11 protein-coding genes are annotated in these 10,876 nt (G+C 67.9%); 6 read left to right on the top strand and 5 right to left on the bottom strand.

The window, feature by feature from the left end; genetic code table 11:
- Nucleotides 1-13: 13 nt before the first annotated feature.
- Both serB and ODI_RS06945 read left to right on the top strand, forming a co-directional pair.
- A complete protein-coding gene (serB, locus tag ODI_RS06950) occupies nucleotides 14-871 on the top strand; it encodes a phosphoserine phosphatase SerB (protein ID WP_067759014.1) in 858 nt (285 codons plus the stop codon).
- A gap of 12 nt (nucleotides 872-883) precedes the next feature.
- Complete coding sequence (locus tag ODI_RS06945; protein WP_067759017.1) at nucleotides 884-1,504, top strand: hypothetical protein; 621 nt, start codon at nucleotides 884-886, stop codon at nucleotides 1,502-1,504.
- Between the two features lie 42 nt (nucleotides 1,505-1,546).
- On the opposite strand, the gene ODI_RS06940 is transcribed toward ODI_RS06945, so the two are convergent.
- Nucleotides 1,547-2,269, bottom strand: a complete 723-nt coding sequence (locus ODI_RS06940) for a FadR/GntR family transcriptional regulator (RefSeq protein WP_067759020.1) — start codon at nucleotides 2,267-2,269, stop codon at nucleotides 1,547-1,549.
- A 151-nt stretch (nucleotides 2,270-2,420) separates the two neighbouring features.
- Here ODI_RS06940 and ODI_RS06935 point away from each other — a divergent pair, with 151 nt between their 5' ends.
- From ODI_RS06935 to ODI_RS06920, 4 genes are all read left to right on the top strand, one after another.
- Nucleotides 2,421-3,353, top strand: coding sequence for a dihydrodipicolinate synthase family protein (locus tag ODI_RS06935; protein ID WP_067759023.1), 933 nt, complete (start codon nucleotides 2,421-2,423; stop codon nucleotides 3,351-3,353).
- A 47-nt stretch (nucleotides 3,354-3,400) separates the two neighbouring features.
- Nucleotides 3,401-4,357 carry a Bug family tripartite tricarboxylate transporter substrate binding protein gene (locus tag ODI_RS06930; protein WP_067759026.1) on the top strand — a complete coding sequence of 319 codons (957 nt, stop codon included), beginning with the start codon at nucleotides 3,401-3,403 and terminating at the stop codon, nucleotides 4,355-4,357.
- Between the two features lie 2 nt (nucleotides 4,358-4,359).
- Nucleotides 4,360-5,559 carry a mandelate racemase/muconate lactonizing enzyme family protein gene (locus ODI_RS06925; protein WP_067759029.1) on the top strand — a complete coding sequence of 400 codons (1,200 nt, stop codon included), beginning with the start codon at nucleotides 4,360-4,362 and terminating at the stop codon, nucleotides 5,557-5,559.
- 119 nt (nucleotides 5,560-5,678) lie between these two features.
- Nucleotides 5,679-6,725: a porin gene (locus ODI_RS06920; RefSeq protein WP_067759032.1), complete on the top strand. Its 1,047-nt coding sequence runs from the start codon at nucleotides 5,679-5,681 to the stop codon at nucleotides 6,723-6,725.
- A gap of 82 nt (nucleotides 6,726-6,807) precedes the next feature.
- Here the strand turns inward: ODI_RS06920 and gudD are convergent, their stop codons facing one another.
- The 4 genes from gudD to ODI_RS06900 all read right to left on the bottom strand — a co-directional run bounded on the left by gudD (nucleotide 6,808) and on the right by ODI_RS06900 (nucleotide 10,861).
- A complete protein-coding gene (gene gudD, locus ODI_RS06915; RefSeq protein WP_067759036.1) occupies nucleotides 6,808-8,160 on the bottom strand; it encodes a glucarate dehydratase in 1,353 nt (450 codons plus the stop codon).
- Nucleotides 8,161-8,221: 61 nt separating this feature from the next.
- On the bottom strand, nucleotides 8,222-9,184 hold the full coding sequence (locus ODI_RS06910; protein ID WP_067759039.1) for a Bug family tripartite tricarboxylate transporter substrate binding protein: 963 nt from the start codon (nucleotides 9,182-9,184) through the stop codon (nucleotides 8,222-8,224).
- 135 nt (nucleotides 9,185-9,319) lie between these two features.
- Nucleotides 9,320-10,363, bottom strand: coding sequence for a LacI family DNA-binding transcriptional regulator (locus ODI_RS06905; RefSeq protein WP_067759042.1), 1,044 nt, complete (start codon nucleotides 10,361-10,363; stop codon nucleotides 9,320-9,322).
- A gap of 168 nt (nucleotides 10,364-10,531) precedes the next feature.
- On the bottom strand, nucleotides 10,532-10,861 hold the full coding sequence (locus ODI_RS06900) for a DUF2818 family protein (protein WP_067759044.1): 330 nt from the start codon (nucleotides 10,859-10,861) through the stop codon (nucleotides 10,532-10,534).
- Between the last annotated feature and the right edge of the window lie 15 nt (nucleotides 10,862-10,876).

The following is a 10,876-nucleotide window of genomic DNA, read 5'->3' as shown; positions in this document are numbered from 1 at the left end:
TGACGGCAATTCCATGACCGCCACGCATCTCGTCATCCAGTCCCCCGCCCTTGCCGCCGACCTCGTCGAACAGGCGGCCGCCGTCGCCATGGCCAACGGCTCCACCCGCCTGGGCACCACCGCCGTGCGCCTGATGGACGTCGATCCCGACCCGGGCACCCGCGCCGCCGTGCACGACTGGTGCGCCCAGGCCTCGGTGGACTACGCCTACGTCACGCCCGGCGTCGCACTGCGCCAGTGCAAGGTGCTGGCGATGGACATGGACTCCACGCTCATCAACATCGAGTGCATCGACGAGATCGCCGACATCGTGGGCAGGAAGCCCGAGGTCTCGGCCATCACCGAAGCCGCCATGCGCGGCGAGATCAAGGATTTCTCGGAAAGCCTGCGCCGCCGCGTCGCCCTGCTGGAAGGCGTGCCGGCCGAAGCGCTGGAACGCGTCTACACCGAGCGCCTGCGCCTGAACCCCGGCGCCGAAAAACTGGTGTCCACGGCCCAGGCCGCGGGTATCAAGGTGCTGCTGGTGTCCGGCGGCTTCACGTTCTTCACCGACCGCCTGCGCGAGCGCCTGTCGCTCGATGCCGCCCATGCCAATGTGCTGGAGATCGACCGCGGCGTGCTGACGGGCAAGGTCACGGGCGACATCGTGGACGCCTACGGCAAGGCCGTGCACCTGCGCGAGTTCGCCAGGCAGCATGGCGCCGCGCAGGAAGAGATCATCGCCATCGGTGACGGCGCCAATGACCTGCAGATGCTGGGGCTGGCGGGCTACTCGGTGGCCTATCGCGCCAAGCCCGTGGTGCGCCAGCACGCACGCTACGCACTCAGCCACTCGGGCCTGGACGGCGTGCTGAACTGGTTCGAATCCTGATCAGGCACCCGCATGGACGCGCTGCACACCGCTCGCCTCCGTCCCGCGACGGCTGACGCAGCCACGCAGGCGGCGCGCACGACGTCGGCCACGCCGTCCGCCATCGCGGGCAATCCGGCCGCAGCCGTCTCCTCGACCGCCAAGCTTTCCTCCTTCGCGCGGCAACTGAGCGACGCCGCCGCCCACGCCGCCTGGCGCGACAACGGCGCCAGCCGCGAGCAGTTGGCCGCCCTGGCCGGCACGATCACGGAGGCGCTGCTTGGCGCCCGCTATGACCAGGACAAGGCCGCGCACGACGCCGAAGTGCCCGACAGCACCGACCCGGCACGCCTCGCCCTGGCCGAGCAGGCCACCCGCTACGTGAATGATGAAGGCCCGAATCCGTTCAAGGGCCTGCCGCGCGACCAACTGGCCCTGATCGCCTACGACGAAAGCGGCACCTTCACGGTGAACGAGCAACGCGCCGCCTGGCTGGAATCCTACGACCAGGAACAAGCCTGGAAGCGGGCCGCCATCGCCAGGATGGACGAGGAACACGAGCGCCTGGGCAAGGTCTCGGAACGCACGCAACAGGGCATCCGCGACCACTATGCGTCGCTGCCGCCGATCGAGGCGGCGCGCTACGCCGAATAGACCGCCTGCATCTGGCGAGCCCGGCCGGGCGCGCCGTGGCGCTCAAGCCTGCGACGGCCCGCCCTGCACAACCTGGCCCGACGCGATATTCCTGACCGCCCGCGCAATCAGCGCCTGCACCGCCTGGTCGGCGGCCTGCGGGTCCCGCGCCTCACAGGCGCGCAGCAGGTCTTCGTGCAGCCCCAGCGCCGCCGCATCGGCGGAATGCGTGCTGGACGCCGAGAAGCTCGTTTTCAGCACTTCCGACAGCGCCCCGGCCAGTTGGCCGATGAACTGGTTGCCGCTGGCTTTCAGCAGCATGCCGTGGAAACGCAGGTCGGCCTGGATGTAGTCTTCGCGCGTGCGCGCGGCAACCATGGCCTCGAAGGATTCGCGCATCAGCGCGATGTCGGCGTCCGAGCCATTGGCCGCCGCCAGCCGTGCCGCCGCCGGCTCGATCACACGGCGCAGTTCGATCAGGTCCGCCAGGAACTTGCGGTCGATGGCGGCCGCCTGCGTGTGCCACTTGAGCACCAGCGGGTCGAACAGGTTCCAGTGCTCGCGGGGAAGGACGTGGGTGCCGGTCTTGGGCCGGATCACCACCAGGCCGCGCGCGGCCAGGGCTTTCATGGCCTCGCGCAACGCCAGGCGGCCGACGCCCAGGCTCTCGGCCAGGGCGGCCTCGGTGGGCACCTGGCCTTGCGGCGCGATCTCGCCCGAGACGATCCGGCGACCCAGCGTTTCGACGATTTGTTCGTGAAAGCTCTTGGGCCGAGTCACAGCCATGCCGGTCAACCATTCAGGGGGAAGTCCGGAAATTTAGCATAGTCACTCCTGGGGCCTCCGGGGCGACAAGGTCAGGAAGACGGGATTTCCTTGCCGGCATTTTCAATCATCATATAATATGCACATATGATTAAAAAGGAGGAGCCTCACAATGAAAACGTCCGCCGTCTCCCCGGCTGATATCCGCGCCAGTGTCATGGCCGTGCCGCCGTTGGCCCGCCACGCCGACCTCACCCTGAACCCCGGCGCCAATGCGGCGCTGATCCGCCACATCGAGGCAGGCGGCATCCGCACCCTGCTGTATGGCGGCAATGCCAATCTCTACAACACCGGGCTCTATGAGTACGCCAGCCTGCTGGACATGCTGGCCGAGCAGGCCAGCGAAAGCACCTGGGTGATTCCATCGGCCGGACCCGATTACGGCACCCTGATGGACCAGGCGCCGGTGCTGAAGGCACGGCACTTTCCTGCCGTCATGGCGCTGCCCCTGGCCTTCGCGGCCAGCCCGGGTGGCGTCGCGCGCGGCTTGCGGCTGTTCGCCGAGGCAGCCGGCACGCCCCTGCTGCTGTACATCAAGTCCGAGCAATACCTTACGCTCGATGCCATTGGCGCGCTCATGGACGAGGGCGTGGCCTGCGCGATCAAGTACGCGGTGCCCCGCGAGGACCCCGCGCAGGATGCCTTCCTGGGCGCCCTGCTGGACCGTGTCGGCACCGAGCGCGTGGTCTGCGGCCTGGCTGAAACGCCGGTCCTGACCCATATGCGTGAGTTCGGCCTGCCCAGCTTCACCTCGGGCGGCGTATGCATCGCGCCCACCCTCAGCCAAGGCCTGCTGAAGACCGCGCAGAGGCAGGACTGGGCCGCCGCCGAGCCGCTGCGCGACGCCTTCCTTCCCTTCGAGCGCCAGCGCGAACGCACGGGTGTCTTCGCCACCATGCATGATGCCGTGACGCTGGCGGGCATCGCCGACATGGGCCCCTTGCAGCCCATGCTGGAAAACCTGCCGCAATCGGCGCACGCGGCGGTCCGCCCGATCGCCGAGGCCCTGCTGGCCGCCGAGCAACAGGCCCGCCAGAAGGCCTGACGCCGGCACGGCGACACACAACACCGATAAAACCAAGGAGACACCCCATGATCCGTACCCTGCTGCTCGCCAGCATGGTGGCGCTGGCCGCCGCGCCTGCCCACGCGCAAGCCTACCCTGACCGTCCCGTGAAGCTGGTCGCGCCCATTCCGCCGGGCGGCGCCGGCGACATGGTGGCCCGGCTGCTGGCCAACGCCGCCTCGCAGGAACTGGGCCAACAGGTGATCGTCGACAACCGCCCCGGCGCCACCGGCAACATCGGCACGACCCTGGTGGCCCGCTCGCCGGCCGACGGCTACACCCTGCTCTTCTGCAGCATCGGCAACTGCGCGGTCAATGCCAGCCTGTACGCCAACCCAGGCTACAAGCTGCTGGAAGACTTCCGGCCCGTCATGCTCATCGGCTCGTCCATCAACGTGCTGACGGCCGGCCCCGACACCGGCATCGACTCACTGCAGACCCTGATCACCCGCGCCAAGGCCGGCAACATCTCCTATGCCTCGTCGGGCGTCGGCGCCTCCAATCACCTGGGCGGCGAACTGCTCAAGGTGTCGGCCGGCATCCCCATGCTGCACGTCCCCTACAAGGGCTCGGGTCCCGCCATCAACGATCTGCTCGGCGGGCAAGTCGACGTGTTCTTCGACAACGAGCCCTCCATCCTGCCCTTTGTCCGTACCGGCAAGGTCAAGGCCCTGGCCGTCACCGGCAAGACACGCTCGGCCAACCTGCCCGACGTGCCCACGCTGGTCGAGCTGGGCTACGCCGACTTCGTCATCGAACCCTGGTACGCCATCGCCGTGCCCAAGGACACGCCCGACGACGTGGTGGCGCGTCTGAGCAGCGCCCTGCGGGCCGCCCTGGCACAGGAAAAAGTGCAGCAGACGCTGCGCGCGGCCGGCATCACGCCCGCCGGCGGCACGCCCGAGCAGCTGGACACGCTGATCCGCAGCGAAGTCACGCGCTGGGCGCAACTGATCAAGCAGCAGAACATCCAAGGAAACTGAGCATGCGCATCACCGCACTGGAAACCATCCGGTTAAGCGAATATCCGAACCTGATCTGGGTGCAGATCCATACCGACCAGGGACTGGTGGGGCTGGGCGAGACCTTCCGCGGGGCGCAAGCCGTGGAAACCTATCTCCACACCATGGCCGCGCCGCAGCTGATCGGCCAGGACGCGCGCCGCATCGAGCGGCACAGCAAGACGCTGCTGCGCGGCTACCTGGGCTTCAACGGCAGCGGCGTCGAGACCCGCGCCGCATCGGCGGTGGACATCGCGCTGTGGGACCTGTTCGCGCAATCCTGCGGCCAGCCGCTGTACCAGATGCTGGGCGGCCTCTGCCACGAGCGCATGCGCGCCTACAACACCTGCGCGGGCAGCGACTACAACAACCGCAGCGTGCAGCGCCGCACCATCAGCAAGGGCCAGGGCGGCGTGCGCGGCCGCTATGACGACCAGGTCGCCTTCGTGGAACGCCCGGAAGAGCTGGCGCAGAGCCTGCTCGAGGAGGGTTTCACCGCCATGAAGATCTGGCCCTTCGACACGGCGGCAGCCCGCACCGATGGACAATTCGTGTCGGCGGCCGACATGCGAGAGGGCCTGGAACCCTTCGAGCGCATCCGCGCTGCCGTGGGTGACAAGATCGAGATCATGTGCGAGTTCCACTCCATGTGGAATCTCACCAGCGCGCTGGCCATCGCGCGCGAACTGAAGGCGCTGCGCCCGTTCTGGTCGGAAGACCCCATCAAGATGGACAGCGTGCAGGCGCTGGCCGATTACCGCCGCCTGGGCGGCCTGCCCGTGTGCGGCAGCGAAACCCTGGCCACGCGCGGCGCCTTTCGCGACCTGCTGGCCGCCGACGCGCTGGACGTCGTGATGGTGGACCTGTCGTGGTGCGGCGGCATCAGCGAGGCGCGCAAGATCGCGACGCTGGCCGAGGCCTACCAGAAGCCGCTGGCCCCGCATGACTGCACGGGGCCGGTCGTGCTGATGGCCTCGCTGCACCTCGCGCTCAGTTCGCCCAATGCGATCTTCCAGGAGATGGTGCGCGCCTTCGTGAACGGCTTCTACAAGGACCTGGTCACCGAGCTGCCTGTGTTCGACCACGGTTTCCTGCTTCCGCCCGACCGTCCGGGGCTGGGCACCAGCCTGGCGGAAGGCCTCAGGCAGCGCGAAGACGCCTGCGTGCGCATCACGCGCGCTTAAGCGGCTTCCCCCCAACGCAAAGCCCTGCCGGGCCGCGCATCCCGCGCGGCCCGGCAGGCCTGCGCACGCGCGTAGGCACCAGACCCACGCCGTCATCCATGAAAACAAGAGGAGACACCATGATTATCCGCAGCACACTCGCGGCCGGCCTGGCCGTGGGACTCTCGGCCAGCGCGCTGGCGCAGGGCAACGTCACGGTCTATGGCCGTATCGACATGGGACTGGAAATGGTCCAGCGCAGCGGCGGCGATGCGCCAAGCGACTCGTCGGGCCGCATGTTCACGGACACGTCCTACTGGGGCCTGCGCGGCTCGGAAGACATGGGCGGCGGCATGAAGGCCTATTTCAAGCTGGAATCGGGTTTCAACCCCAACGACGGCCGCGGCGGCGCGATCTTCAACCGCGAGTCCTACCTGGGCCTGAGCGGCCGGCTGGGCAGCCTGCAGGCCGGCCACCAGTTCGCGCCCGCCGTCACGCTGACCGGACGCCTGGACCCTTTCCAGCGCTCCATGAACGGCCTGATCCAGAACCTCATGCAGACGAATGCCGGCAACGCGCAGCGCGGCACGTTCTCGCAGCGGCAGAACGCCGTGCAGTACATCTCGCCCACGATGCAGGGCTTCACCGTGCGCGCGCTGTACGCCTTCAGTGAACAGTTCGCCGAACCCCGCGCGCTGAACCGCTCGCGCGCCCTGGGCCTGGAATATGCCAACGGCCCGCTGTACTCGGCATTTTCGTATGAGTCGAGCGAGATCGCCACCGTCCCCGCCGGCGGCACGCGTCGCAACGACACCTACCTGGGCGGGCTCACCTATGACTTCGAGGTGGTGAAGCTGCACGGCCTATACATGCGCAACAACCTCGAACATGCGCCGGGTGCGCACGGCTTCATGGTGGGGGCCAGCGCGCCTTTTGCTGGCGGCACGGTGCGCGCCTCGTACACCTGGCGCACGCTGCGCGGCGAGGACGGACAGGACGCCAGCGTGGCCGCGCTGGGCTACACCTATCCGTTGTCCAAGCGCACGATGGTCTACACCTCGCTCGCCTACCTGGACAACGGCCGCCAGGCCCGCTACGCCCTGTGGCCCAGCTCGAAGGCCGCGTCGCTCAGCGCACCGGGCCAGGACGTGCGCAGCCTGCAGGTCGGCATGCGCCATATGTTCTAGGCCTGGAACGGCAAGGCGCCGGCACCGCGCCGTCGCCTTGCCTTTCCTGGCGGGCGCGCTTGCGCCCCCTCGTGAGGCGCGCTCAGCGCACCATGCAAGGCCGCTTGCTGTCGAAGGTCCAGTTCGGGATCAGGTACTGCATGGCGATCGCATCGTCGCGCGCGCCCAGGCCGTGCTGCAGGTACAGCGCATGGGCGGCCTCCAGCTGCGCCTCGTCGATCTCCAGGCCCAGGCCCGCCTGTTTCGGCACCTTGACCTTGCCGCCTTCGATCTTCGGCGGCTCCTTGGTCAGGCGTTGCCCATCCTGCCATATCCAGTGCGTGTCCAGGGCCGTGATCCTGCCCGGCGCCGCCGCGCCCACGTGCGTGAACATGGCCAGCGAGATATCGAAGTGGTTGTTCGAATGCGAGCCCCAGGTCAGGCCCCATTCGTGGCACATCTGCGCCACGCGCACCGACCCCTGCATGGTCCAGAAGTGCGGATCGGCCAGGGGGATGTCGACCGACTGCAATTGGATCGCATGGCCCATCTGGCGCCAGTCCGTGGCCACCATGTTGGTCGCCGTGGGCAGGCCGGTGGCCAGGCGGAACTCCGCCATCACTTCCCGGCCCGAGTAGCCGCCTTCCGCGCCGCAAGGATCCTCCGCATAGGCCAGCACGCCGTGCATGTCCTTGCACAGGCGGATCGCGTCGCGCAGCAGCCAGCCGCCATTGGGATCCAGCGTGATGCGCGCCTTGGGGAAAGCTTCGTGCAGGGCATGGATGGCCGCGATCTCTTCTTCGCCGCGCAAGGCGCCCCCTTTCAGCTTGAAGTCCTGGAAGCCGTAGCGCTCGTACGCGGCCTGGGCAAGCTCGACCACCCCTTCCGGCGTCATCGCGACCTCGTTGCGGCGGCGCTGCCAGGCGCAATCCGCATCGGCCTCGACGCGATACGGCAGATCGGTCTTGCGGCGATCGCCCACGAAGAACAGGTAGCCCAGCATCTCCACCTCGTCGCGCTGCTGGCCTTCGCCCAGCAACTCGGCCACCGTCACGCCCAGGTGCCGTCCCAACAGGTCCAGTAGCGCCGACTCCAGCGCGGTGACCACGTGCACGGTCGTGCGCAGGTCGAAGGTCTGCAGGCCACGGCCACCGGCATCACGGTCGGCAAACCTGGCGCGCACCTGATTCAGCGTGCTGCGCAGTGCGCCGATGGACGAGCCGACCACCAGGCCGCGCGCCTCTTCCAGCGTCTTGCGGATGGCTTCGCCGCCCGGCACCTCGCCCAGGCCGACGTGGCCGGCGCTGTCGGTCAGGATCACGATATTGCGCGTGAAGAAGGGCGCGTGCGCGCCGCTCAGGTTCAACAGCATGCTGTCGTGTCCCGCCACGGGAACGACGCGCATGTCCACGACGGCCGGCGCCGCCTCTTTTCCTGCATTGCTCACTGCGTTCATGGTGCTCCTGCCTGCTGCTTGGGGAGGCGCGGGCCAGCCCGCGCCCGGGTGTTCCGGGTTATCAGTTGGCGGTGATGTTGCCGGTCTCGATCACCTGCTTCCAGCGCGCCAGCTCCTTCTGCTGGAAGGCCTCGAATTCGGCAGGCGTGTTGCCCACGATCTCGAAGCCCACTTCCAGCAGCTTGGGCTTGACGCTCGGGTCATTGACGATGGCCACGATGTCCTTGTTCAGGCGGGCACGCACATCCGCGGGCAGCCCCTTGGGCGCGGCCACGGCCTGCCAGGAATAGACCTCGGCATTCTTCACGCCGCCTTCGGCCATCGTGGGCACGTTCGGCAGCAGCGGGGAACGCTGGCTGCCCGTCACGGCAATGGCGCGCAGCTTGCCCGCCTGGATGTGCGGAATCACCGCGTTGATGTTCTGGAACGAATACTGCACCTGGCCGCCCAGCAGGTCCTGGATGGCCGGCGCGCCGCCCTTGTAGGGCACATGCACGCCCTTCGTGGCGGTCTGCTGCCAGAACAGTTCGGCCGTCAGGTGATCGGACGAGCCGCTGCCCGAGGAGGCGAAAGTCAGCGAATCCGGCTTGGCCTTCAGTTGCGTCACCAGCGCGGCCAGGTCCTTGGCATCGCCAGAAGGTCCCGCCACCAGTACGTTGGGCGCCTGCACGGCCACGGTGATCAGGTCGAAGTCCTTGGTCGGATCGTATTGCAGCATCTTCTGCAGGTGCGGGTTCACCACGAACACCGCCAGCGACGACACCAGCAGCGTATAGCCATCCGCCGCCGCGCGCTTGACCTGCGCCGCGCCGATGGCGCCCGTGGCCCCGGGTTTGTTCTCCACCGGGAAAGGCTGGCCGGTTTTCTCGGTCATCTTCGCGCCGATGATGCGGGCGATGTTGTCGGTGGAGCCGCCGGCCGGGAACGGCACGACGATGGTGACGGGTTTCGTGGGGTAGTCAGCGGCGTGGGCCAGCGGCGTGGCCGCCAGCAGCAGCGCGGCCAGGCATGCGCGAAATTTCATGGTGTCTCTCCGGGGCTATTGTGTGGTTATGGGCGTCGGCCTGGGATCGCCAGTGTTAACGCTAACAGCATTGTTAACGCTAACAGTCCGCGATGCAAGATAGAACGAACCAGGGTTTATACGGAGAAAAAAGCGCTACACCGCGCTGCTGGCACGCTCGACCAGGGTGAATCCCACGTCCACCACGCGCGAGGGCGGCGCGATGCCGCGGCCACGGTCGATGATGAAACGCGCAGCCTGCCCCCCGATGGCCTGGGCATCGATGCGCACCGTGGACAAGGCCGGCGTCAGGCTGGCCGCGAAATCCAGGTCGCCGAACCCGACGAGCGCCAGGTCTTCGGGCACCGGCACGCCCTGCACCTGCGCTTCGATCAGCGCCCCCAGGCCCAGCATGTCCGAGCTGCAGAACACGGCATCGACGCCTCCCGGCTCACGCAACAGACGCGCCAGCCCTTCCCTGCCCCCGGCCAGCGTGCCGGGCATCTGCACCAGCGACTCGGGCACGTTCGGCAGCCCCAGTTCGCGGGCACGTTCGATGAACGCCCGGCCACGCCGGAACGCCCGCACATCGCGGGCGGCCAGGATGCCCAGTTTGCGGCGGCCCTTGGCATGGAAGAAATCACAGACTGCCCGCCCCACCGCCTCATGCGAAAAGCCCACCAGCATGTCCAGCGGTTCGTCGCTGAGGTCCCAGGTTTCCACCACGGGAATGCCCGAGGCGATGAGCCGCTTGCGGCCGTGCTCGGAATGCATCACCCCCGTCAGGACGATGCCGTCGGGCCGCCTGCCGATGATCGCGTCCAGCAAGGCATCCTCGCGCGCATCCTCGTATTCGGTCTGGCCCAGCATCACCTGGTAGTTGTCGCGAGCCAGCGCCCGGCTGAGCGCCTGGACGCTGGCCGAGAAGATCGGTCCGGTGATGGTGGGCACCACCATCGCCACCAGGCGCGAACTGGTGTTGGCGTTCAAGCCGCGCGCCAGCAGGTTGGGCACATACCCCGTCTCGCGTATCGCCGCCCGCACGCGTTCCAGCGTGCCTTGCGACAGCTGGTCCGGTGAATTCAAGGCGCGCGACACCGTGATGGCGGACACGCCCGCCAAGCGCGCCACGTCATGCACGGTGACGCCGCTGGCGGATTGCCTGCCTGGCGTAGCGGGCGCTTTCTTGGGTCGAGACACGTTGACTGCCCTCGTGGATGACGGCGGAACATCGCCCCCGGCCACTGGCCCGGGCGCCGTCCCTGATGACACGAGGATGCTAACGCAAATCCGCCTGCCGACCCGCGGCAACCATGAAAACGCCGCCCCTGGGGGCGGCGTGTCCTGTCGTGCCAGATCGCGAGCGTGTCAGGCCATCTTGCGGCGGCGGCTGAGATAGCGGTACACGAAACCCGGATATCCCAGCACCAGGAACAGCGAGAAGGTGATGGCGTAGAACTCCCAGGCCTGGGTGTAGCGGTTGCCCAGCGTGGCCTCGACCGAGAAAGCCACCGCGCCGACCAGCGCGTAGAACACCAGCACCTCGCCCATGCGCAGCCAGAGCGGCTTGGCGACGGCCACCCCACCCTGCTTCCAGGGCACCACCGCGAACACGCGCTCCGTCAGGAACGGCAGGTTGGCCATGCCCAGCGAAAGCGCGATCAAGAGCCAGATGGCGATGTCCTGATTGTTCAGCATGGTCGTGGCCCCGTG

It is taken from the genome of Orrella dioscoreae, assembly GCF_900089455.2.
Lineage (GTDB): Bacteria > Pseudomonadota > Gammaproteobacteria > Burkholderiales > Burkholderiaceae_B > Orrella > Orrella dioscoreae.
Note: the sequence above shows the minus strand (reverse complement) of the source record. Positions and strands in the feature narration are given on the sequence as shown.

Excerpts from the sequence above, each read along its gene's own strand:
- serB (WP_067759014.1), top strand. The coding sequence starts at position 14 with ATGACCGCCACGCATCTCGTCATCCAGTCCCCCGCCCTTGCCGCCGAC.
- ODI_RS06945 (WP_067759017.1), top strand. The coding sequence starts at position 884 with ATGGACGCGCTGCACACCGCTCGCCTCCGTCCCGCGACGGCTGACGCA.
- ODI_RS06940 (WP_067759020.1), bottom strand. The coding sequence starts at position 2,269 with ATGGCTGTGACTCGGCCCAAGAGCTTTCACGAACAAATCGTCGAAACG.
- ODI_RS06935 (WP_067759023.1), top strand. The coding sequence starts at position 2,421 with ATGAAAACGTCCGCCGTCTCCCCGGCTGATATCCGCGCCAGTGTCATG.
- ODI_RS06930 (WP_067759026.1), top strand. The coding sequence starts at position 3,401 with ATGATCCGTACCCTGCTGCTCGCCAGCATGGTGGCGCTGGCCGCCGCG.
- ODI_RS06925 (WP_067759029.1), top strand. The coding sequence starts at position 4,360 with ATGCGCATCACCGCACTGGAAACCATCCGGTTAAGCGAATATCCGAAC.
- ODI_RS06920 (WP_067759032.1), top strand. The coding sequence starts at position 5,679 with ATGATTATCCGCAGCACACTCGCGGCCGGCCTGGCCGTGGGACTCTCG.
- gudD (WP_067759036.1), bottom strand. The coding sequence starts at position 8,160 with ATGAACGCAGTGAGCAATGCAGGAAAAGAGGCGGCGCCGGCCGTCGTG.
- ODI_RS06910 (WP_067759039.1), bottom strand. The coding sequence starts at position 9,184 with ATGAAATTTCGCGCATGCCTGGCCGCGCTGCTGCTGGCGGCCACGCCG.
- ODI_RS06900 (WP_067759044.1), bottom strand. The coding sequence starts at position 10,861 with ATGCTGAACAATCAGGACATCGCCATCTGGCTCTTGATCGCGCTTTCG.